At 73.2% G+C, this 21709-nt stretch carries 24 protein-coding genes and 1 riboswitch; of the genes, 8 read left to right on the forward strand and 16 right to left on the reverse strand.

Going from position 1 to position 21709, the window contains the following annotated elements; genetic code table 11:
- The 4 genes from C2142_RS16600 to thrC form a co-directional block, all read right to left on the reverse strand.
- Positions 1–244: TCP-1/cpn60 chaperonin family protein (locus C2142_RS16600; RefSeq protein ID WP_277347258.1), on the reverse strand; the 244-nt coding region annotated here is incomplete at its 3' end.
- Between the two features lie 324 nt (positions 245–568).
- The gene (locus C2142_RS16605) at positions 569–772 is read right to left on the reverse strand and encodes a cold-shock protein (protein ID WP_030289665.1); all 204 of its coding nucleotides are present in this window, start codon (positions 770–772) and stop codon (positions 569–571) included.
- A 573-nt stretch (positions 773–1345) separates the two neighbouring features.
- On the reverse strand, positions 1346–1624 hold the full coding sequence (locus C2142_RS16610) for a ubiquitin-like small modifier protein 1 (RefSeq protein ID WP_148643367.1): 279 nt from the start codon (positions 1622–1624) through the stop codon (positions 1346–1348).
- 44 nt (positions 1625–1668) lie between these two features.
- Positions 1669–2949, reverse strand: coding sequence for a threonine synthase (gene thrC / locus C2142_RS16615; RefSeq protein ID WP_174315650.1), 1281 nt, complete (start codon positions 2947–2949; stop codon positions 1669–1671).
- Between the two features lie 17 nt (positions 2950–2966).
- A riboswitch (SAM riboswitch) is annotated at positions 2967–3102 on the reverse strand.
- Between the two features lie 160 nt (positions 3103–3262).
- Here thrC and C2142_RS16620 point away from each other — a divergent pair.
- A complete protein-coding gene (locus C2142_RS16620; RefSeq protein ID WP_148643369.1) occupies positions 3263–4294 on the forward strand; it encodes a glucosyl-3-phosphoglycerate synthase in 1032 nt (343 codons plus the stop codon).
- Between the two features lie 38 nt (positions 4295–4332).
- A complete protein-coding gene (locus C2142_RS16625) occupies positions 4333–5847 on the forward strand; it encodes a trehalose-6-phosphate synthase (protein ID WP_148643370.1) in 1515 nt (504 codons plus the stop codon).
- Here C2142_RS16625 and otsB read toward each other — a convergent pair.
- Both otsB and C2142_RS16635 read right to left on the reverse strand, forming a co-directional pair.
- Positions 5831–6673 carry a trehalose-phosphatase gene (gene otsB / locus C2142_RS16630; RefSeq protein ID WP_148643371.1) on the reverse strand — a complete coding sequence of 281 codons (843 nt, stop codon included), beginning with the start codon at positions 6671–6673 and terminating at the stop codon, positions 5831–5833. The two genes, C2142_RS16625 and otsB, sit on opposite strands and share 17 nt — an antisense overlap.
- A gap of 44 nt (positions 6674–6717) precedes the next feature.
- A complete protein-coding gene (locus C2142_RS16635) occupies positions 6718–6978 on the reverse strand; it encodes a DUF3263 domain-containing protein (protein WP_148643372.1) in 261 nt (86 codons plus the stop codon).
- 66 nt (positions 6979–7044) lie between these two features.
- Here C2142_RS16635 and C2142_RS16640 point away from each other — a divergent pair, with 66 nt between their 5' ends.
- Positions 7045–7389, forward strand: coding sequence for a cupin domain-containing protein (locus C2142_RS16640; protein WP_148643373.1), 345 nt, complete (start codon positions 7045–7047; stop codon positions 7387–7389).
- Positions 7390–7414: 25 nt separating this feature from the next.
- On the opposite strand, the gene C2142_RS16645 is transcribed toward C2142_RS16640, so the two are convergent.
- Positions 7415–8686, reverse strand: coding sequence for an extracellular solute-binding protein (locus C2142_RS16645; RefSeq protein ID WP_241002618.1), 1272 nt, complete (start codon positions 8684–8686; stop codon positions 7415–7417).
- Between the two features lie 355 nt (positions 8687–9041).
- Here C2142_RS16645 and C2142_RS16650 point away from each other — a divergent pair, with 355 nt between their 5' ends.
- Both C2142_RS16650 and nagA read left to right on the forward strand, forming a co-directional pair.
- On the forward strand, positions 9042–9989 hold the full coding sequence (locus tag C2142_RS16650; protein ID WP_148643374.1) for an ROK family protein: 948 nt from the start codon (positions 9042–9044) through the stop codon (positions 9987–9989).
- Positions 9986–11182: an N-acetylglucosamine-6-phosphate deacetylase gene (gene nagA / locus C2142_RS16655; protein WP_241002619.1), complete on the forward strand. Its 1197-nt coding sequence runs from the start codon at positions 9986–9988 to the stop codon at positions 11180–11182. The genes C2142_RS16650 and nagA overlap by 4 nt, the downstream gene beginning before the upstream one ends.
- A gap of 81 nt (positions 11183–11263) precedes the next feature.
- Here the strand turns inward: nagA and C2142_RS16660 are convergent, their stop codons facing one another.
- A complete protein-coding gene (locus C2142_RS16660; protein WP_148643375.1) occupies positions 11264–12238 on the reverse strand; it encodes a carbohydrate-binding protein in 975 nt (324 codons plus the stop codon).
- 143 nt (positions 12239–12381) lie between these two features.
- Positions 12382–14214, reverse strand: coding sequence for a diguanylate cyclase (locus C2142_RS16665; protein WP_148643376.1), 1833 nt, complete (start codon positions 14212–14214; stop codon positions 12382–12384).
- Between the two features lie 368 nt (positions 14215–14582).
- Between C2142_RS16665 and C2142_RS16670 the strand changes: the two genes are divergently transcribed.
- The gene (locus C2142_RS16670) at positions 14583–15110 is read left to right on the forward strand and encodes a flavin reductase family protein (RefSeq protein ID WP_241002620.1); all 528 of its coding nucleotides are present in this window, start codon (positions 14583–14585) and stop codon (positions 15108–15110) included.
- Between the two features lies 1 nt (position 15111).
- Here the strand turns inward: C2142_RS16670 and arfB are convergent, their stop codons facing one another.
- Complete coding sequence (gene arfB, locus C2142_RS16675) at positions 15112–15543, reverse strand: alternative ribosome rescue aminoacyl-tRNA hydrolase ArfB (RefSeq protein ID WP_148643378.1); 432 nt, start codon at positions 15541–15543, stop codon at positions 15112–15114.
- 62 nt (positions 15544–15605) lie between these two features.
- Here arfB and C2142_RS16680 point away from each other — a divergent pair, with 62 nt between their 5' ends.
- Complete coding sequence (locus tag C2142_RS16680) at positions 15606–16094, forward strand: hypothetical protein (protein WP_148644833.1); 489 nt, start codon at positions 15606–15608, stop codon at positions 16092–16094.
- A 125-nt stretch (positions 16095–16219) separates the two neighbouring features.
- Positions 16220–16795 carry a TerD family protein gene (locus tag C2142_RS16685; RefSeq protein ID WP_148643379.1) on the forward strand — a complete coding sequence of 192 codons (576 nt, stop codon included), beginning with the start codon at positions 16220–16222 and terminating at the stop codon, positions 16793–16795.
- Between the two features lie 152 nt (positions 16796–16947).
- Here the strand turns inward: C2142_RS16685 and C2142_RS16690 are convergent, their stop codons facing one another.
- From C2142_RS16690 to folP, 6 genes are all read right to left on the reverse strand, one after another.
- Positions 16948–18114, reverse strand: coding sequence for a hypothetical protein (locus C2142_RS16690; protein WP_148643380.1), 1167 nt, complete (start codon positions 18112–18114; stop codon positions 16948–16950).
- A 144-nt stretch (positions 18115–18258) separates the two neighbouring features.
- Positions 18259–18765, reverse strand: coding sequence for a DUF3180 domain-containing protein (locus C2142_RS16695; RefSeq protein ID WP_148643381.1), 507 nt, complete (start codon positions 18763–18765; stop codon positions 18259–18261).
- Between the two features lie 202 nt (positions 18766–18967).
- Positions 18968–19567 (reverse strand): 2-amino-4-hydroxy-6-hydroxymethyldihydropteridine diphosphokinase, encoded by a 600-nt coding sequence (gene folK / locus C2142_RS16700; protein ID WP_148643382.1) that lies wholly within the window; start codon positions 19565–19567, stop codon positions 18968–18970.
- Positions 19568–19682: 115 nt separating this feature from the next.
- Complete coding sequence (folB, locus tag C2142_RS16705; RefSeq protein WP_030288941.1) at positions 19683–20042, reverse strand: dihydroneopterin aldolase; 360 nt, start codon at positions 20040–20042, stop codon at positions 19683–19685.
- Positions 20043–20289: 247 nt separating this feature from the next.
- Positions 20290–20772 (reverse strand): nuclear transport factor 2 family protein, encoded by a 483-nt coding sequence (locus C2142_RS16710; protein WP_174315652.1) that lies wholly within the window; start codon positions 20770–20772, stop codon positions 20290–20292.
- 31 nt (positions 20773–20803) lie between these two features.
- Positions 20804–21709, reverse strand: a complete 906-nt coding sequence (gene folP, locus C2142_RS16715) for a dihydropteroate synthase (RefSeq protein ID WP_148643383.1) — start codon at positions 21707–21709, stop codon at positions 20804–20806.

The following is a 21709-nucleotide window of genomic DNA, read 5'->3' on the forward strand; positions in this document are numbered from 1 at the left end:
CGTCGGTCTTCTTGGCGACCTCCTTGACGAGCTCCGCGCCGATCTTCTCGTACGGGTCCTCGAGCTCGATCTCCTTGGCGATGGAGACACCGTCGTTGGTGATCGTGGGGGCGCCCCACTTCTTCTCCAGCACGACGTTGCGGCCCTTGGGGCCGAGCGTGACCTTCACTGCGTCGGCGAGCTGGTTCATGCCACGCTCAAGGCCGCGGCGAGCTTCCTCATCAAAGGCGATGATCTTGGCCATCAGAAGTGGTCCTCCGGGACACGGTCGACTGCTCGGACCAAGGGGTGCCCGCGACGGACGGCCCTGGTGTGCGGGGGTCCTTTCCCCTACCGCTCCCGGGGGCCTCACCGACCCGGTCCGCTGTCACTCTCACGCTGTGAGTGCTAACGCCAATGATTAGCACTCTGGGTGGTCGAGTGCAAGCCCAACGGGCAACCCGCGAGCCGTACCGGCCACCCGCCGGACACGGCGGCGGGCCCGTACGACATGTGTCGCACGGGCCCGCCGCGAAGCAAGAGGCGCACCAGCCGATGGGCCGAGCCGAACTCCTGGGTGCCGGAAAGGTCAGACCGCCGCGCGGACCATGTCCGCCTGCGGGCCCTTCTGCCCCTGAGAGATCTCGAACTCGACCCGCTGGCCCTCCTCAAGGGTGCGGTAGCCGTCCATCTGGATCGCGCTGTAGTGGACGAAGACGTCCGCACCACCGTCGACCGCGATGAAGCCGTAGCCCTTCTCCGCGTTGAACCACTTGACGGTGCCCTGAGCCATTCCGAACTCCCCTAGTGCTGTGCTGGCCCTTCACGCGCCCGCAGGTCGCGGGCGCGGGTCTGTTGAGGCCGGCCCGGGGAACCCCCCCTGGGCGCAGCCGTGCACGCCACAATCCCCACCGGGATCACCGGACGGCGTCCGATGAAGGGGCGATTGCGTCGACCGCGGCTGAATGTATCCGGATCGACGCCCTCTGCAACAGGGTCAGCAGCCGGGAATTCCCCCGACCTATCAAGGGACAGGACGGGCCAAAAGGTCAGAAACCCCCGCATTTCGCGCCGGACATAGCGGACGAATTACCCAAATGCCCTCAAGAATTCTGACATCGGCCTGACATGTTTCACGGCCGCGGGCCCTGCGCCGGTCTCAGCGGCCGGACAGACACCGGCGGTACGGGGCGCGACAGGGGCGACGACCGGTGCGAGGGGGAGGGGGAGCCCTCTTCCCGGTCCAGCGACACTCTACTCCGACCGGCCGGGAAACATTCCCGCCGAAATGCGCCGGGAAAAGCGACGGCCGTCCGCGCGTACGGATTCCCGTACACGCGGACGGCCGGTCCGGCAATGGCGCGGCTCAGCAGCCCCCGGCCACCGCGGGAATGATCGAAACGCTCGCGCCGTCCTTGATCTCGGTGGCCAGACCCTCCGCGAACCGCACGTCGTCGTCATTGACGTAGACGTTGACGAAACGGCGGAGCTTGCCGGTGTCGTCCAGGACCCGGGCGGCGATCCCGGCGTGGTTCTTCTCCAGGTCGGCGATGACCTCGCCCAGGGTGGCACCCTCGGCGGCCACCTCGGCGGCGCCGCCGGTGTAGGTGCGCAGGATGGTCGGGATGCGGACGTTGGCGCTCATGGGGGTCTCCTTGCGGCGGGGTGACGGCAGGGGTGGCGGAGGGGTCAGGCGGAGGCGAGGCCGGCGTCGCGGAACGAGGCCAGCGTCGGGCGGATGACGGCGGTCATCCCGGCGTCGGAGACGGCGTCCAGCGTCTTCAGGCCGTCGCCGGTGTTGATCGCGACGGTCTCCTTCGCCGGGTCCAGCTGACCGGTCTCGACCAGCTTCTTCAGCACGCCGACGGTCACCCCGCCCGCCGTCTCGGCGAAGACGCCCTCGGTCCGGGCCAGCAGCTTGATCGCGGCCACCACCTCGGCGTCCGTCACGTCCTCGACCGCGCCGCCGGTGCGGCGGGCGATGTCCAGCACGTACGGGCCGTCGGCCGGGTTGCCGATCGCCAGCGACTTGGCGATGGTGTCCGGCTTGACCGGCCGGATCACGTCGTGGCCGGCCTTGAACGCCGCCGACACCGGCGAGCACCCCGCCGCCTGGGCGCCGAAGATCCGGTACGGCCGGTCCTCGACCAGGCCGAGCCTGATCAGCTCCTGCAGCCCCTTGTCGATCTTGGTCAGCTGCGAGCCCGAGGCGATCGGGATCACGATCTGCTCCGGCAGGCGCCAGCCCAGCTGCTCGCAGATCTCGTACGCCAGCGTCTTGGAGCCCTCGCCGTAGTACGGGCGCAGGTTGACGTTGACGAAGCCCCAGCCCTCGCCGGCCGGGTCGCCGATCAGCTCCGAGCAGAAGCGGTTCACGTCGTCGTAGTTGCCCTCGATGCCGACCAGCTCGCCACCGTAGACACCGGCCATCACGACCTTGCCCTGCTCCAGGTCGTGCGGGATGAACACGCAGGACTTGAAACCGGCCCGGGCGGCCGCGGCGCCCACCGCGCCGGCCAGGTTGCCGGTCGAGGAGCAGGAGAGCGTGGTGAAGCCGAACGCCCGCGCCGCCTCGATCGCACAGGCGACGACGCGGTCCTTGAACGAGTGCGTCGGGTTGCCCGAGTCGTCCTTGATGTGCAGCTGGGCGGTGAACCCGAGCTCGCGGCCCAGGTTGTCCGCCTTCACCAGCGGGGTCCAGCCGGGGTTGAGGTTCGGCTTGTCGGCCACGTCCGCCGGGACGGGCAGCAGCGGCGCGTAACGCCAGATCGACGCCGGACCGGCCTCGATCCGCTTGCGCAGCTCCTCCGCGCCCTCGCTGCCGAAGTCGTAGGCGATCTCCAGCGGCCCGAAGCACTCCAGGCACGCGAAGCTCGGACCGAGCGGGAAGCGGGTACCGCACTCGCGACAGGACAGGGCGGCGGCGGGGCCGAGGTCAACGGTTGCGGGTGCGACAGTGTCGATAGCCATGATGGCGGAGGCCTCTCTCCTCATCTTCCCCGTGACGCGGACGCGCCACAGGCCGGAATTGGCACCTGTCCCGCCGGGGCCTGTCGACGACAGCCGCGCGAGAAGGTTGCCGGGACGTCAACGGGCCGTTCCCTCAGTCCCTCTGGATGAGCTCTGTGAAGTTGTTGGTCCTGCTCAGCGGCGACCCCGGCGTGCGAAGGTCCGACCGCTGTACGAAGACTGTATCCGAAGGCGTCAACACTGAACGGGACCGTCCGCCACGCGAGATGACCCGTCCCAGCCCGTCCCGTCCGCCCCTGCCGAGGAGAGACCCGTGCCCGCCGACCCGACCACCGAGCTCCTCCCACAGGCGGCGTCCTGGCTGCGCCGCCGGTCGTGGAGCGCGGCCGACCGTCCGGTGCGCACCCTGCTGGACGCCAAGCAGGCGGCCGGGCGGACGGGCACCATCAGCGTCGTCCTTCCCGCCCTGGACGAGGAGGCCACCGTCGGCGACATCGTCCGCACCATCCGCCGCGAGCTGATGGAACGCCTGCCGCTGGTCGACGAACTGGTCGTGGTCGACTCCGGCTCCGCCGACCGCACCGCCGCCGTGGCCGCCGAGGCCGGCGCCCGGGTGGTCCAGCGCGACGAGATCCTCCCGCGGCTGCCCGCCGCCCCCGGCAAGGGCGAGGTGCTCTGGCGCTCACTGCTGGCCACCAGTGGCGAGATCGTCTGCTTCGTCGACGCCGACCTGCGCGAGTTCGACCCGGCCTTCGTCTCCGGCATCGTCGGCCCGCTGCTCACCGAGCCGGACATCCAGCTGGTCAAGGCCATGTACGACCGCCCGCTCGAAGTGTCGGTCGGCGGCTCCGCCGCGGGGGAGGGCGCCGTCGTCCCGTCCGGCGGCGGCCGGGTCACCGAGCTGGTCGCCCGCCCGCTGCTCAACCTGCACTGGCCGGAACTGGCCGGTTTCGTCCAGCCCCTGGGCGGTGAGTACGCGGCCCGCCGGTCCCTGCTCGAACGGCTCCCGTTCCCCACCGGCTACGGCGTCGAACTCGGCCTGCTGGTCGACGCCCTGGAGACCGCCGGCCTGGACGCCCTCGCCCAGGTCGACGTCGGCGTCCGCCACCACCGCCACCAGGACGGCCAGGCGCTCGGACGGATGGCCGCCACCATCTACCGGACGGCGCTCGAACGGCTCGACCGCACACACCGGCTCAAGGCCTCCGCCGACCTGGTGCACCCGCTGATCACGCAGTTCACCCGCGACCCGCAGACCCGCGCGTTCACCGCCCACACCCACCCGGTCACCGCCCTCGAACGGCCGCCGATGCACACCGTCCCCGAGTACGCGAAGCGCCACTGAGGGGTTTGCGGTCCCGGCCCCCCGGCAACTTAGCAACCATGGGCGATCTCACGACCGAGCGTTCGAGTCAGACCGGCACCGCCCCCGTCCTGGTGGCCTCCAACCGGGGACCGGTGTCGTTCGGCACCGCGGACGACGGCACGCTGACCCTCCGGCGCGGCGGCGGCGGCCTGGTCTCCGGGCTCTCCGCCATCGACGATCCCGACGCCGTCTGGGTCTGCGCGGCCCTCGGCGACGCCGACCGCCGGGCGGCCCGGGAGGCACCGGACGGCCGCCTCGACCGGGCCGGCCACGACGTCGGCGGACAGGCCGTCCGGATGCTGGACATGGACCCCGAGACCTTCGCCCGCGCCTACAACGGCGTGGCCAACTCGACCCTCTGGTTCGTCCACCACCTGCTCTACGCCACCCCGACCGCACCCTCCTTCGACGCCGGGTTCCGCACCGAATGGCAGGCCTACACGGCCTACAACACCGCCTTCGCCGACGCCCTGGCCGCCGAGGCCGCCCCCGGGGCGGCCGTCCTGGTCCAGGACTACCACCTCTCGCTGACCCCGGCCCTGCTCCGCGCCGCCCGTCCCGACCTGCGGATCGGCCACTTCTCGCACACTCCCTGGGCCCCGCCCGAGTACTTCCGGCTGCTGCCCGACGACGTCGCCGAGGCCGTCCTCACCGGCATCCTCGGCGCCGACCGGGCCGGTTTCCTCACCCGCCGCTGGGCACTGGCCTTCGCCGACTGCTGCGAGCAGCTCCTCGGCGCCACCGTCGACCGCACCGCGCTCACCGTCACCCTCCGGGGGCGCACCACCGGGCTCGGCGTCCACGCCCTCGGCGCGGACGCCGACTTCCTGCGCGAGCGCGCCCACCGCCCCGACGTCGACGAACGCCTCGCCACCCTGCGCGAGGCCGTCGGCGACCGCCGCACCGTCGTCCGGGTCGACCGCACCGAGCTGAGCAAGAACATCGTCCGCGGCTTCCAGGCCTACCGGCACCTCCTGCAGACCCGCCCCGAGTGGCTGGACCGCGTCGTCCACATCGCCTTCGCGTACCCGTCCCGGACCGACCTCGCCGAGTACCGCGACTACACGGCCCGGGTCCGGCAGCTCGCCGCCGAGATCAACGCCGAGTTCGCCACGCCCTCCTGGCAGCCGCTGATCCTGCACGTCGACGACGACTTCCCGCGCTCGCTCGCCGCCTACCGGCTGGCCGACGTCGCCCTGGTCAACCCGATCCGCGACGGCATGAACCTGGTCGCCAAGGAGGTGCCGGTGGTCTCCGACCGCGGCTGCGCCCTCGTCCTGTCCCGCGAGGCCGGCGCGTACGCCGAGCTGGCCGACGACGCCCTGACGGTCAACCCGTACGACGTCATCGCCACCGCGGAGGCCCTGCACGGCGCGCTCACCATGCCCACCGGGGAACGCGCCGACCGCACGAAGCGCCTCGCCGCCGCCTCGACGGCGCTGCCGCCCCAGCAGTGGTTCCTCGACCAGTTGCACGCCCTGAACGCCCTCGGCGCCCCCGCCGGCCCCGGCCGGGTCAACGAGCCCGGCTGAGCTCCGCCCCCAGCCGCTCCAGCAGCTCCACCACGCCGGCCGGGCCCCCGACCACCAGGTCGGCCCGGTCGGCGAGCTCCCTCACCGGCGCGTCCCCCACCGCGCCGCTGCACACCAGCAGCCCGGCGACGCCCTCCCCGCGCAGCTTCTCCACCGCCGCGAAGGCCGCCACGTCCCCCAGGTCGTCCCCCGCGTAGAGCACCGACCGCGCGCCCCGCTCCCGCAGGAACCCGCTCAGCGCGGCGCCCTTGTCGACCCCGGGCGGCCGCAGTTCCAGCACCAGCCGGCCGGGCTCCACCACCAGCCCGTGCTCCGTGGCCAGCGCCTCCACCGGCGGGCGCAGCAGCTCCATCGTCTCCTCCGGCGCCGCCGTCCGCCGCATGTGCACCGCGAGCGAGCGCCCCTTGTCCTCGACCCACGTCCCGGCCGGGGCGCCGGCCCCCGCCAGCGCCTCGTCCAGCACGGCCCGCACCGCGGCGACCCCGGGGTGCACCGGGGGCGCCGTCACCACGCCGCCCTCCCAGCGCTCGGCCCCGTAGTGCCCCAGCACCACCACGCCGTCGATGCCGTCGAACCCCCCGTACTCGACGGCCAGCCCGGCGGGCCTGCCGGTGACCACCACCGTCGCCCCCACCCGCGGCACCAGCGCGCGCAGCGCCCCCGCCACCCCGGGGTGCGACCGCGCCCGGCTGGGGTCGGCCACGATCGGCGCCAGCGTCCCGTCGAAGTCCAGCGCCACCACGGCGTCCCGCGGCGAGGCGAGGACCGCCTCCAGCCCCTGGCGTCCGGCGTCCGTCCTCAGCTGCAAACTCTCCTCAAGCCCCATGCCGGGACCCATACCCACCCGCGCCCGCGGAAGCACCCGCCCGGCTACCGGGCCCCCCGGCGGGCCTCCCGGACCCGCCTCAGCTGGTTCACCAGCACCGGCGCGTGGGCCAGCGCCTCCGGCCGGTCCAGCAAGGCGTTCAGCAGCTGGTAGTACCGCGTGCTGGAGAGTCCCAGCTCCTCCCGGACGGCCCGTTCCTTGGCCCCCGCCGTCCGCCACTGGCGCCCTTCGAGCTCCAGCACCGCCACGTCCCGCTCGCTCAGCTCGCCCACGCTCCACCTCCGCCCACCACTACGGAGTGTCATTCTGCCCCGCACACCCGACACACTCTGCGCCCCGCACGACGCCCGCTCCCCGATTAGCGTCGGTCCATGACCGAAAGCTTCGCGCTGCACATCCCCACCGCCGACCTCGACCCCGACCCGCTGGACCCGGCCCAGATCGTCTCCGGCTCCCCCGAGGTGTCCGGCCGGGTGCTCTCCGAGTCCCCCGACGGCCGCCAGCTCCGCGGCATCTGGCAGATCACCCCGGGCGTCGTCACCGACGTCGAGGCGGACGAGCTGTTCGTGGTGCTGAGCGGCCGGGCCACCATCGAGATCGACGGCGGCCCGACCCTGCACGTCGGCCCGGGCGACTGCGCCGTCCTGCGCGCCGGGGACCGCACCACCTGGACGGTCCACGAGACCCTGCGCAAGGCCTACGCGATCAGCCTCTGACGCAACGCCCGCGGCGGCCCCGGGTTCACTTGCGGACCCGGGCCGCCTCCTTCACCGCGGCGTCCTGCAGCCCCTCCAGCACCTGCTTGGCGTCCCCGGTCACGGCACCGCCGATCCCGGCCTTGATCCGGTTGCTGACCTCCACCCAGGCCGGGTCCCCGAACGGGTAGAAGCTGGCGTTGGTCAGCCCGGCCGCGAACTGCTTCAGGTCCTCGTGCCTGCCGTCCCTGGCCATCTCCGTGAAGGCGTCCTGGGTGACCGGCAGCAGGTTGTACGTCTCGTCGAACTTGAGCTGGTTGTCCTTCGCGTACACGACGCTCAGGAACTTGCGGATCTCGTTGCGGTGGCCGTTGGCCTTGAACGCCATCATCCAGTCGGCCACGCCGAGGCTGCCGGTCTTCGCCAGGCCGTCCTTCCTGGGGATCGGCGCCGTCCCGAAGTCGACCTTCGCGTTGGCGGCCATCCGCAGCAGCGTCGGGTGCCCGTTCAGCATCGCGACCTTGCCCGCCGTGAAGTCGGTGAACACCGGCGTCCGGTTCATCTTGCCCGGCTCCGGGTACGTCAGCCGGGTGTCCACCAGGTTGGTCTTCAGCCAGCCGAAGGTGGCCTGGTTCTGGGTGCTGTCGATGGTGTAGTTGCCGACGTCGTCGGAGAGGCCGCCGCCGCCGCTCAGCGTCCAGAGCATCGACTCGGCCGGCGCCTCCTCGGGCCCGAGCGGCAGCCCGTACGGCACCACGCCCGGCACCTTGGCCTTGATCTTCTCGGCGGCCTGCCGCAACTCGTTCCAGGTGGCCGGCGGCTGGGTGATCCCGGCCTGCCGGAAGACGGCCTTGTTGTAGAAGAGCACCCGCGAGGAGGAGACGAACGGGATGCCGTACTGGGTGCCGAGCACCTGCCCGGCGTGGCTGAACGACTCCATCATGTTGGCCTGGGTGTCCAGCGAGAGCACGTCCGCGGCCGGGTAGAGCCGGTCCGCGGCGACCTGGTCGGCGAAGCCGCCGGTCTGCACCAGATCGGGCGACTTGCCGCTGCCCACCAGGTCGCCGACCCGCTTGCCGATGTCGGTCCAGCTGACGACCTCGACGTCGACCTTGATGCCCGGGTTGCCGGACTCGAAGCGGCGCGCGACGTCGTCCCAGTACTGCCGGGAGCTGGTCGCGCTGTCCTCGCCGTAGTCGGCCGCCACCAGCTTGAGGGTGACCGTCTTGTCGTCCTGGCCGCTGCAGCCGGTGAGCAGCAGCGCTCCGGCCAGCGCGGTGCCGAGCAGCCGGGTGGGGGCCTGGGCGCGCCTGTTCAACGCGGGTACCGCCTTCGGGGGTGAAAGGGGAGGAAAGCAGCCGGACGGGTGGAATCCGGCAGGAGGGAGCGCCACACTGCCAAAAGCCCTGCAGAGTGGTCCAGACCTCCGGGCCGTACCCGGCGGGTAGTTATCGAAGTGCGGAGGTCGTTGCACGATGCGCAACGGAGCGACGCCGATCCGCCCCCGCTCCGGCCCGGAGCGGGCCCGGGGGCCGGGGGTCGGGGAACCCGCGGCGGCGAGTGCAAAGTGCCGCACACCACAAGGTTCTGCGACAAAGCTCACCCACTTTGGACCAGACCAATCCGACAACTGGACTAGACCTCTCCGACCCAGCCAAGGGAAACTGTCCTCCGTGAAGCACGTCATCGCACTCGATGTAGGCGGCACCGGCATGAAGGCCGCGCTGCTCGCCCAGGACGGCTCCGTGCTGTTCGAAGCACGCCGACCGACCGGGCGGGAGCACGGCACGGACGCCGTCGTCGCCGCCATCCTCGATTTCGCCGCCGACCTGGCGGACGAGGGCCGCAGCCGTTTCGGCGTCGCCCCGCTGGCGGCGGGCGTCGCCGTCCCGGGGACGATCGACGAGAAGAACGGCATCGCGGTCTTCTCCGCCAACCTCGGCTGGCGGGACCTGCCGCTGCGCAAGCTGCTGGGCGAGCGCCTGGCCGGCCCGGGCGGTGTCGCGATGCCGGTCGCCCTCGGCCACGACGTGCGCTCGGGCGGCCTCGCCGAGGGCCGCCTCGGCGCCGGCCGGGGGGTCGGACGCTTCCTGTTCATCGCGCTGGGCACCGGCATCGCCGGCGCCATCGGCATCGACGGCCGGATCGAGGCCGGGGCCCACGGCTACGGCGGCGAGATCGGCCACGTCGTGGTCCGGCCGGGCGGCCCGCAGTGCGGCTGCGGCGCCCGGGGCTGCCTGGAGACCCTCGCCTCCGCCTCGGCCGTCTCCCGCACCTGGGCCGAGACCAGCGGGGACCCCGACGCCGACGCGGCATCCTGCGCCGTCGCGGTGGACGCCGGGGACCCGCGCGCGATCGCGGTCTGGCAGCACGCGGTGGACGCCCTCGCCGACGGCATCGTGCTCGCCCAGAGCCTGCTCGACCCGTCCACGGTGATCGTCGGCGGCGGCCTGGCCGAGGCCGGCGACACCCTCTTCACACCCCTGCGCGCGGCCGTCGCCGAGCGGCTGACCTTCCAGATGCCCCCCGAGGTCGTACCGGCCATGCTCAAAGACACCGCCGCTTCCCTGGGCGCGGGCCTGCTCGCCTGGGATCTGCTCTCCTTGGAGGTGACCGCGTGACCGCGCGGATTCAATCAGCGGCCTCGCCGCGGGGTACCGCCCTGTCCGGCGCCCGGCTGGTCCTGCCCGGCGGTGCCGTCGACGGCGGCCGCCTCTCGGTCGAGGGCACCCGGATCGCCGGCCTCGGCGGCGCCACCGAACCCGGCGACCTCGACCTGACCGGGTACACCGTCGTCCCCGGCTTCGTCGACCTGCACGTCCACGGCGGCGGCGGCGCCTCCTACGCCTCCGGCATCGCCGAGGAGGCCCTCAGGGCCGCCCGCACCCACCTCGAACACGGCACCACCACCACCATCGCCTCCACCGTCACCGGCGAGATCGACGACCTGGCCCGCCAGGCCCACGTCCTGTCCGAGCTCGTCGAGGACGGCGTGCTGGCCGGCATCCACTTCGAGGGCCCGTTCATCTCCCACCACCGCTGCGGCGCCCACCGCCCCGACCTGCTCCGCGACCCCGACCCCGCCCTCGTGCGCAAACTGGTCGACGCCGCCCGCGGCCACGCCAGGATGGTCACCCTCGCCCCCGAACTCCCCGGCGGCCTCGACTCCGTGCGGATGCTCGCCGACCTCGGCGTCATCGCCGCCGTCGGCCACACCGACTCCGACTACGCCAAGACCCTCGAAGCCATCGACGCCGGCGCCACCGTCGCCACCCACCTCTTCAACGCCATGCCCGGCATCGCCCACCGCGCCCCCGGCCCGATCGTGGCCCTGCTGGAGGACGAACGCGTCACCGTCGAGCTGATCAACGACGGCGTGCACCTGCACCCCTCCGTCCTCGACCTCGCCTACACCACCGCCGGCGCCTCCCGGGTCGCCCTGATCACCGACGCCATGGGCGCCGCCGGCATGGGCGACGGCCTCTACCCGCTCGGCCCCCTCCAGGTCGAGGTCAAGGACGGCGTGGCCCGCCTGGTCGAGGGCGGCGCGATCGCCGGCTCCACCCTCACCCTGGACGTGGCGTTCAAGCGCGCCGTCACCGTCAACGGCCTCACCCTCGGCCAGGCCGTGGAGTCCCTCTGCGCCGTCCCCGCCCGGCTGCTCGGCCTGGCCGACACCGTCGGCTCCCTGGAACCCGGCAAGAACGCCGACCTCGTCGTCGTCGACTCCGCCGGCCACGACCTCGTCGCCGTCATGCGCCGCGGCGAGTGGATCCTCGGCGGCGAGAGGTTCGCCCCGGTCAAGCCCGCCTGACGCGTCCCCGCCGGTCCCCCGGTACGACGACGGCCGCCCGCCCCCTCGGGGGACGGGCGGCCGTCTCACGTCCGCGGCGGATCAGGAGCCCTCCAGGACCACCTGGTCGATCAGGACGGTCCCGCCCGCGGGGGCCGAGATCGTGATCGAGTTCGACCCTGCCTGGAGCTGCGGGTTGATGTAGGTGGTGAACCAGGAGGACGCGGGGTCCTTGCCCGGCGAGTAGTTCTTGAAGGACAGCCCGCTCGGCCAGTCCTTGCCGTTCACCGCCGCGGCGGCCTTCACGTCTCCCGCCGCGTTGTTGAAGTGCACGGTGAACTTGTAGGTGCCCGCGGCGGCGACGTCGCCGGTCCAGGTGACCGACCCGCCCGGCTGCAGCGTCAGGTAGCTCCCGTCCGCGGACTTGGCGCCCTTGACGGTGTTGCCGGACGGCGCGTTCTGCCCCTGCAACTGCCCGGCGTCCACGGTGGACGGCCCGGAGGTGGCGGTGGCGGAGGCCGACGGCGAGCCGGTGGCCGACGGGCCGGCCGTTGCGGTGCCGGGGCCCGCGGTCGCCGGCGCCGTGGTCTGGCCGCCGCCCTTCGCGTTCTTGTCGCCGTCCGGGTCCCCGGTGGAGAGCGCTATGCCGGCGCCGATCGCGATGGCCGCGACCACCGCCACCGCACCGATCACCGCGCCCTTGCTCCGCCCGCCGCTCGGCCGCTCCTCCCCCGGCTGCGGCCGGGAGTGCTCGGCGTACCGGGTCTGCTGGGTCGGCGCGGCGCCGTACTCGGGCTGCTGCCCGTACGGCTGACCGGGCTGCGGGTAGCCCTGCTGCTGCGGGAACGGCTGCTGGCGCTGCTGCGGCGGGTACGGCTGCTGCCCGTACTGGGCACGGCCGACCTCCATCGGACGGTTGTAGGACGTCCGGGGTACGCCCTGCTGCGGCTCGGCCGGCTGCGCGGCACTGCCGTCGGCCGGACGGTAGAGGTAACCGAAGGGGTCGTCGTCCTGCGGGGCACCGCCCTCCGGGCTCTCGGGCACTCCGTTGCTGCCGGCGGTCGTCACGGTGGTCAACTCCCCCATCGCGTTCGCGTCGCCGGGCTTCCGTCCCGCCGGCGCCAGTGGTCGCTCGTACCCGGGAACCCTACCTGCCGACGACGACGCCGCGGAAAGACCCCTTGACAACCCGCCGGTAGCTTCGGTCGGGTGAACGGGCGCTAACCGGCCCGGCGGTGCGAACGCTCGCCCCGGGCGCCGCGCACCGAGCCGCCCCGCGCCCGCTTCTCGTCGTACATCCGCTCGTCCGCGGTGTGCAGGACCTCCTCGATGCTCATCCCGCAGCCCGCCCAGCCGATGCCGAGGCTGACGCCCACCCGCATCGCCCGGCCGTCGATCCGCATCGGCGGGATGATCGCGTTGCGCAGCCGGTGGGCGAGGTCCTTGGCCTCCTCGCGGCCGATGCCGTCGGCCAGCACCACGAACTCGTCGCCGCCGAGCCGGGCCACCGTGTCGCCGTCCCGCACCGCCTGGCTGAGCCGGCGGGCCACCTCGACCAGGACGGCGTCACCCGCGTTGTGCCCGAACCGGTCGTTGATCGACTTGAACCCGTCGAGGTCGCAGAAGATCACCGCGAGCCCCTTGTCCACCACGGCCGCCGCACCACCCGAACGGAACGGGCCCGACCAGGCGTCGCCGCCGGCGCCGTGGTCGGCCGGGACCACCGCGTGCACGTGCTCGCCGTAGCCGCCCGGCGCGGCGGGCGGCAGCGCGTAGCCCTCGGCCGTGCCGTAGTGGTGCACCGGGGCGGCGAGCGGGTCCACCCCCTCCAGGCCGTCGAACGCGGCGTGCGCGCTGTAGGAGTCGGCGGAGTAGCCGTACGACTGCGCCCCGTACGCCTGTGCCCCGTACGGCTGTGGCTGGACCCCCTCGCCGAGTCCGGCCGGGGCGACGGCGCCGACGGTCTGCGGTTCGTTGCAGAGCCGCCGCCCCAGCCGGGCCTTCAGCTCGGCGCTGTTCGGCAGCCCGGTGAGCGCGTCATGGCTGGCCCGGTGCGCGAGCTGGAGCTCGTGGCGCTTGCGGTCCTCGATGTCCTCCACGTGCGTGAGCAGGAAGCTCGGACCCTCGGCCGCGTCGGCGACGATCGAGTTGCGCAGACAGACCCACTGGTAGCCGCCGTCGCGCCGGGACAGCCGCAGCTCCGCCCGGCCGCTCTCGGCGCTGGTGCGCTCCAGCAGCGCGCGGTCCTCCGGGTGGACGAGATCGGCGAAGCTCTGCTGGCGCAGCACCGCGCGGGGGCGGCCGAGCAGGCGGCAGAGCGCGTCGTTGACCCTGGTCAGCTGGCCGCGCCCGGCCCCGTGCAGTTCGGTGATGGCCATCCCGCTGGGCGCGTACTCGAAGGCCTGGCGGAAGCTCTCCTCGCTGGCCCGCAGCGCCTGCTGTTCCTTCTCCAGGCGGGCGAGCGCGCGTTGCATCTCGGCCCGCAGCCGGGCGTTGCCGATCGCGATGGAGGCCTGGAGGGAGAACATCTCCAGCGCCTCCCTGGTCCAGGCGCCGGGCCGCTTGCCGCTGCGCGGGCGGTCCACGGAGAGGACGCCGAGGAGGTCGCCGCCGGCGCTGTACATCGGGGCGAGCAGGCCGTCGGCGGGGTGCCAGTCGTTGGCGTAGACCGGCATCGGACCGTCGCCGATCCAGCGCGGAATGTCGCTGGCCACGGCCCAGCCGCGGTCGTAGGGCAGGAAGCGGAGCGTGCCCCAGTGGTCGCTGACGCCGAGCAGGCGGTCCCAGGACTCCCGGGAGCCGACCTGGCCGAGCAGGACGGAGGGGCCGCCCATGGCGCTCTCCTCCAGCTCCCAGACGGCCGCCACCACGAGGTCCCCGTCCGGACGGACCAGACTCACCGCGGCGGCGTCGAAGCCCAGCCCGTGTACCGCGCCCTCGACCACGGCCTGCAGCGTGCCCGCCAGGCTGCGGGCAGCGTTGAGGTCCGCCACGACCCGGTGCAAGGTGCGGAGGGTCGCGAGACGGACGTAGGGCTCCGACTCGGCTTCCATGCGGGGGCTCCCCGGCTGCTTCGGATAGTTCTTGAATGGTTATCGTCCGATTGCCAGAAGAACTGAATCACAGGGAGCACAGCGTTCGGCACGCTCGGTCAGCAATAGGCCATCACTTGTGACTTAAATCACACGACACTTATGCGCTCTTAATCAGCTCATCCGCCCAATATCGGGACATAAGGCTTTATCGGCATGATTCTGGTGGTCGGCCGCAATGGCCGCGCACTGAAGCCACCAGGCGGCCGGGAGGCCCCCTGCCTTCACTCCTGGGGGTGAGACCGGCCGCGAACCGTAACCTCTGCGGCTCTGGTCCTACGACCACGGCCCGATGCCGTTTCGCGCCGCCGCCGACTACCGTGCGGTACGTGTACCCGGCTCCGCAGCCCGAAGCTGCCCTCCAAGCAACGCCCGACGAGTTCCGGGCGGCACTCTCCCAGCTCGCCTCCGGTGTGAGCCTGGTGACCGTCCACGACCCGGACGACGGCGAGGACGTCGGCATGACCGCCACGTCCTTCCTCTCCGTCTCGCTGGAGCCCCCGCTGGTCCTGATCTCCGTCCGCGAGGACTCCCGGATGGACGAGGTGCTCTCCCGCGCGCAGACCTGGGCGGTCTCCCTGCTCTCCGAGCAGCAGAAGGCGCTCGGCTCGCGGTTCGCCATGAAGGGCCGGCTCAGCGACCGGCTGCTGTTCGCCGACGCGCCGCACCACCGCGGCCCGCACAGCGGCGCACCGCTGATCGACGACGCGCTCGCCACCGTCGAGTGCCGCACCGAACAGCGGATACCCGCCGGCGACCACACCCTGCTGCTCGGCCGCGTCCTGGAGGCGGTCGTGCCCGACCCGGGCGGCCGCCCGCTGCTCTACTTCCGCGGCGGCTACCGGCAGCTCGGCTGAGTCACTCGCCCTTCGGGGCGCGCCGGCCCTGCTTCACCTCGGAGCGGTGCCGCTTGCTGAACAGCCGCCGCTCGACCATGCCGCGGCTCGGCTTCGTCGCCCGGCGGGTCTTCGGCGGCGGCGCGGTGGCCTCGGCCAGCAGCGACGCCAGCCGGGCGGCGGCGACCTCGCGGTTGCGCCACTGCGAACGGTGCTCCGAGGCGCGCACCACCAGCACCCGCCCGTCCACCAGGCGGCCGGCCAGCCGCTCCAGGGCGCGCTGGCGCCACACCTCGGGCAGGGCGGAGGAGGCGGCCAGGTCGTAGCGCAGCTCGACCTGGGTGTCGGAGGTGTTGACGTGCTGGCCACCGGGGCCGGAGGAACGCGAGAAGCGCCAGACGAGCTCGGCGTCGGGGACGACCACCGACCCCCGTACGCGGATGGGCTCGGGCATGCGCCCATCATCCCGCGCCGGGGCAGCACCGGTCACCCGGTTTTACCGGGACAATGGCCTACGTGATCGAGCTCGGCTACTCCCTCTCCAACCGCTTCCCCGACCCCCCGCAGACCGACTACCGGACGGCCTCCGTGCACGCGCTGCGGTACGACCTGTTCTGCGGCGACGTCTTCCTGGACGGCGACGGCGTCGAACTGTCCACAGCCTGGGGATGGGTGCCGGTGCTCGACTTCGCCTGGGCGCTCTGCGACATCGCCGAGGAGCTGGACCGCGACCCCGCCGGCGGCCGCGCCGCCCGGGTGCAGACCGCGGACCTCGACTTCACCCAGAACACCGAGCTGCTGCGGTTCGCCCGCCGCTTCAACTGGGTCGAGATCAGCGCCACCTGGCTGCCCGACGAGGAGCCCGCCGTGGTCCGCCACGGCGACCTGCGGCGCGAAGCCCGCGACTTCCTCCACGACACCCTGGCCGACCTCTTCGACATGCACCCCGATCTGGCCGACAATCCGGCCATCTGGTCGCTCCAGGGCCGCTTCCGGAGAATCTGACCGGACTTTGATCGGGCCATTGCCCGAACGTGATTCACCCAAAAGAATTTGCCGTGGAGCCTGGAACCAAGCCCTCGGTCTCTCGCGTTATCCCGGGCAAAAGCAACGAAGGGACAGCAAACACCATGCCAGTGAGCCTCTCCAAGGGTGGCAACGTCTCGCTGACCAAGGAGGCCCCCGGCCTGTCCGCGGTCACCGTCGGTCTCGGCTGGGACGTCCGCACCACGACCGGCGCCGAGTTCGACCTGGACGCCAGCGCGATCGTGCTGAACGCGGACGGCAAGGTGCTGTCCAACAGCCACTTCGTCTTCTTCAACAACACCAGCACCCCGGACAGCACCGTCGTCCACACCGGTGACAACCGCACCGGCGAGGGCGCCGGCGACGACGAGGCGATCAACGTCAACCTGGCCGGCCTGCCGGCCGAGGCCGTCAAGATCACCTTCCCGGTCTCGATCTACGACGCCGTGGCCCGGTCGCAGAACTTCGGCCAGGTCCGAAACGCCTACATCCGCGTGGTCAACGCGGCCGGCGGCGCCGAGATCGCCCGCTACGACCTCTCCGAGGACGCCGCCACCGAGACCGCCATGATCTTCGGCGAGCTCTACCGCAACGGCGCCGAGTGGAAGTTCCGCGCCGTCGGCCAGGGCTACGCCTCCGGCCTCGCGGGCATCGCCCAGGACTTCGGCGTCCAGCTCTGACGCCACCCCCGAAGCGCCCGGCCCCCTCCGTCAGGGGCCGGGCGCTTCGGCGTTCCCGGCCCGCACCCGTGCGGCCGGCCCGGGGAACACCACGGCGCAGGAAGCCGGGCGGGCCGGCCTCCTGCGCCGGGGCGGCAGGCGGGAGGGGGAGGTCAGCGCGAGGCGCGCAGCTCCGGGAGCTGGAGCAGCTCGGTCTCGTCGTCCGGGGTCAGGTCGACCACCTTCGGCTGCACCTGGGTCTCCTCGGCCGGCTCCGCGTCCTTGCCGGCCGCCACCCGGACCTCGGCAGCGGCCCGGGCCCCGGCCTGCGCCCGGCTCTCCGCCTGCGCGGCCACGGCCTCGTCCCCGACCACGTCGGCCAGGTCCGCGCGCTCGCCGAGCTCCGCGACGCTGCCGACCGCCGGCGCCGGGGCCGCCGGCCGGACCGCCGCACCCTGGTTGCGGCCGAAGAAGCTGAAGCCCTGCCCGCGCGCCGCACCGGACTGCGCCGACCGCGGCCGCTGCCGCTCCGCCGGAACGGCGGGCGCGGCCCGGTCGCCGCCGAGCTGCCCGACCGTCGCCGTCAGCGCCGGCCGCACCGGAGCCGCAGGGGCGGCCACCGCAGGCCTGGACGCCTCCGGGGCGGGCACCGCGGGGGCCACCGGGGCCGGCACCGCGGGCACCACCGGCGCGGGCGCGGGAACGGGCGCGGGGACGGTCGCCAGCGTGGAGACGGTCACGGGCGCCGTACGGGCGCGCAGCGCGACCTCCGCACCGGCCACACGCTCCCGCTGCTCCTGCTGCACCGCCGCACGCCGCTCCAGCTGCCGCAGCACCGCCGCGGCCCGGACGAACGCGGCCGGGCTGGCCGGGTACTTCGGACGGCTCGCGGCGAGTGCGCGCTGCGCCGCCTCGGCCTCCTTGAGCGCCTGCTCGGCGACCATCACGGCACGCTCGCGCAGCAGCCGGGCGATCTCGGTCTCGGCCTTGGCCAGCCGCGACTTCTCCGCCGTCAGCCGCCGCCCGAACCGGGTGGCCCGCTCCTCGGCGACCTCCGCCGCGTACTCGGCCTCGGCGAGCTGCTCCTCGAAGCGCTCCTCGGCCCGCAGCCGCTGGGCGACGGAGACCTCGGCCGCGGCCCTGGCGGCCCGGTCGCGCTGGCGCAGCAGCACCGCGATCCCGAGCGCCGCGAGCACCGCGGCCACGCCCACCGAGCGGACCAGGATGGTGTCCTGACTGAAGAGCAGCGCGGCCACCGCGGCGACGATGAGCACGCCGGCGGCGGTGGGGGGAAGGACCCGGCCGAGGACGGAGGAATGACGGTGGCGTCCGCGAGACATGCCAAGAAACTAGCGTGCGAATTGGGGCCGTGTCAGCCCAGGGTCCGCTTTGGCCCTTGACACTGCGCAAGCTTTACCGCATGTGCCCGGATCCTCACCCAAGATCACCGACGGCCCCGCCCCCGGCCCCGGAAAGCGGCCCGTTCAGCGGTGGGTGGCCGCCCGGCCGCCGGGCCCGCCCGGGGCGCCCGGGTCGTCGTGGTTCTCGGGCAGCTTGCAGACGTGCTGGAGCCAGAGCGCCGCCGCGATCACCGCGGCACCGGCCAGCACCGAGAGGCCGGCCGTCACGGCCTGGTCCTTGCGGGCCGACACGTCCAGCTCGCCCAGCAGGTAGATCCCGGCGCCCGCGTAGATGCCGGTGACCACCGCCGCCACCAGGGCGCTCGCCTGGCCCAGCACGACCGCGCGGGCCGCGCCCAGCGGGTCGACCGCCTTCGCCCCGGGCTGGCGCTCGCGCGCCGCCTTCAGCCGGGAGCGCAGCGAGATCGCCGTGGCGAGCAGGATCACCGCCACCGCGGCCAGCACGACCGGTGCCGCGCCGGGCACGGCGGGCAGGGTGTCCAGGGAGGCCCAGAGCTTTGCACCGGCCCAGGACAGCGCCGTCGTGGCGGCGGTGATGCCGACCAGCAGGCGGAGGCGAAGCAGCTTCACTCGGACGTGGTTCCTTCCCGGGGTACCGAAGTCGGGCGGCCGCCCCGGGGCTCGGGTACGACGGCGCCAGGCCACCGTACCGGCCCGGCCAGGCGGGCACCTGTGCACGGGGCGGACACCTACTCGTACGGCCGGGGCCCCCGTCCGAGTTCCCCGGCCGCCCGGGCGGGCCCCTCCCCGCCCGCCCGGCCGGCCCGCGGTCCTACTCCGGAAGCGTCAGCCGGATGTCCTCGCGCCGCCGGACGCCCTGGGCGTCCGGGCCGCCGAGCGCCTCCAGCAGCGCGGCGACCTGCCCGTGGCCGGGCACCTCGGCCTCCGGCTGGGCGTCCAGCCACGGGGCGAGCACGAACGCCCGCTCGTGGGAGCGCGGGTGCGGCAGCAGCAGCTGCGGGTCGTCGCTGGTGACGCCCTCGTAGGCGAGGATGTCGACGTCCAGGGTGCGCGGGCCCCAGTGGACGGTGCGGACCCGGCCGAAGGCGTCCTCGATCGCGTTGCCGCGCTCCAATAGGTCTCGCGGGGGCAGCGAGGTGCGCAGCACGACCACGGCGTTGTAGTAGTTGGGCTGCTCGTCGGGGCCGCCGACGGCCTCCGTCTCGTACACGGCGGAGACGGCCTTGATCCGGAGCCCGGGAGTGTCGGCGAGGGCGTCGACGGCCCCCTGCAGGGTGTCCAGGCGGTTGCCCAGGTTGGAGCCGAGGGCGATCACGGCGCAGCGCTGGGCGTGCAGCGTGGCGTCGGCCGAGTCCACCCGGCTCTCCAGATCGAACGTGGTCGGCGAGGCGGTCGGGTCAGTGGTGCTCATGCGCCCGCCCCGCTTCGGCCGGCGAGGGCGTTCGCCCGCGCGTGCCTCTCCATGGTTCGCTCGCTTCGCTCGCTCATCGGAATCCCTCTGGCTGGAACGGGGTACGCGGTCCAACTCATGCGCGGCCCCGGTGAATGGTCACGGTCACGTCGTCGAACGGCACGGTGATCGGGGCGTCCGGCTTGTGCACGGTGACCTCGACCTCCTCCACCGCGTCGTGCTTCAGGCATTGGTCGGCGATGCGCTGGGCGAGGGTCTCGATCAGGTCGACGGGCTCGCCGGCGATGATCGCGGTGACCTCCTCGGCCACGATGCCGTAGTGCGCCGTGCGGGTGAGGTCGTCGCCGGACGCGGCGGGGCGGGTGTCCAGGTAGAGCACCAGGTCCACGACGAAGGTCTGACCCTCGACGCGCTCGCGCTCGAAGACGCCGTGGTGGCCCCGGGCACGCAGGCCCCGCAGGGTGACGCGGTCCAGCAAACGAATCACTGCTCCCAGTCGGACGGGCCCTGCCCCGGACACAACGTGGGCAGGCAGGGCGAAGGCGGGCATCGCGCCCGCCACTCCGTTTCGAATCTACCTGCGAGCGCGGACAACGCCTGACCGTCCTACCCGGCACGAACCGTCGCCACGCACGCCGGAATGGCGATTGACGTGAACGTTCGGTGACCGACCGGAAATTCCCGGGCGACCGTCGGGGGCCGATTTCCCGACGGTCCCCGGATCAGTCCTCGTCCTCGTCGTCACCGCTGGTCAGCACGGGTGACCCGTGGTGCGACCAGAGCTTCCAGCCGGCCGGGGTGCGGCGGAAGAGATTGGTCGACACGACCTTTCCGCCGACCAGCGGCCCGAGTTCGCCCTCCTCCTCGGCCTCCCCGCCGGAAAGGATGTTCTCGGTGCACGTGACAAGGGCCACATCGCCGTGAACCTCGGCCTCGACGTCGGTCAGGATGAACTGGATGTACTCCGTGTTCGCCATGATCAGCATGTACGAGCGGGTCACCTGGGCCCGCCCGCGCAGCACCGGCCAGCCGGGGTGCACGCACACCACGCCGCCCTTGTCGTCGGCCTCGGCGGCCCCCAGCCAGGCGTCCTCGACCGCCTCCAGATCGCCGTTCTCCAGCGCCTCGTACAGCGCCCGGTTGGCCTCCAGCACGGCCTCCCGGTCCGCCTCCCGGCCCCGCTGACCCGCGGTCTCGCCGCTCACCCTGCCGTCACCTGCCACAGACCCTCCCGTTTCACCCGCCCTCGTTGCCCGTCGTCGGGCAGGAGGGGCCCACCCCTGCCGCCCGCTGCCAGGCCGCGACCACCCGGACGGCGTCCGCCGTGCCGGACACGTCGTGCACCCGCACCGCCCAGGCACCGGCCCGGGCCGACAGTACCGACACCGCGGCGGTCGCGTCGTCGCGCTCCCGGGCCGGGCGCAGCTCCCCGGTTTCCGGGTCGGCGAGCAGCGTACCCAGGAACCGCTTGCGCGATGCGGCCACGAGGACGGGACGGCCGAGCGCGGTGAGCGCGTCGAGCCGGCCGAGCAGCGCCCAGTTGTGCTCGGCGGTCTTGGCGAAGCCCAGGCCCGGGTCCAGGACCAGCTGCTCCTCCTTGACCCCGGCCGCCAGCAGCGCGTCCACCCGGGCGGTCAGCTCGCCGACCACGTCGGTGACCACGTCGCCGTAGACCGCCAGCCGGTCCATGTCGGCGGACTGCCCGCGCCAGTGCATCACCACGAACGGGATGCCCGTCTCGGCCACCACCCGGGCCATCGCGGGGTCGGCCAGGCCGCCGGAGACGTCGTTGACGATCCGGGCGCCGGCCGCCACGGCCTGTTCGGCGACGCAGGCGCGCATGGTGTCGACGGAGACCACCACCCCGGCGTCGGCCAGTTCGCGGACCACCGGCAGCACCCGGCCGAGCTCCTCCTCCTCGGGCACCCGCGCCGAGCCGGGGCGGGTGGATTCGCCGCCGACGTCGACCAGGTCGGCGCCGCGGGCGCGCAGCGCGAGGCCGTGCGCGATGGCGCGGGCGGGGTCGTGCCACATCCCGCCGTCCGAGAAGGAGTCGGGGGTCACGTTGACCACGCCCATCACGGCACAGCGGTCGAGCCGCGGCAGTCCGGCCGGCAGGGAGAAAGGCAGCGCATTGCTCAT

This window comes from Streptomyces sp. CB01881, from assembly GCF_002953255.1.
Classification (GTDB): domain Bacteria; phylum Actinomycetota; class Actinomycetes; order Streptomycetales; family Streptomycetaceae; genus Kitasatospora.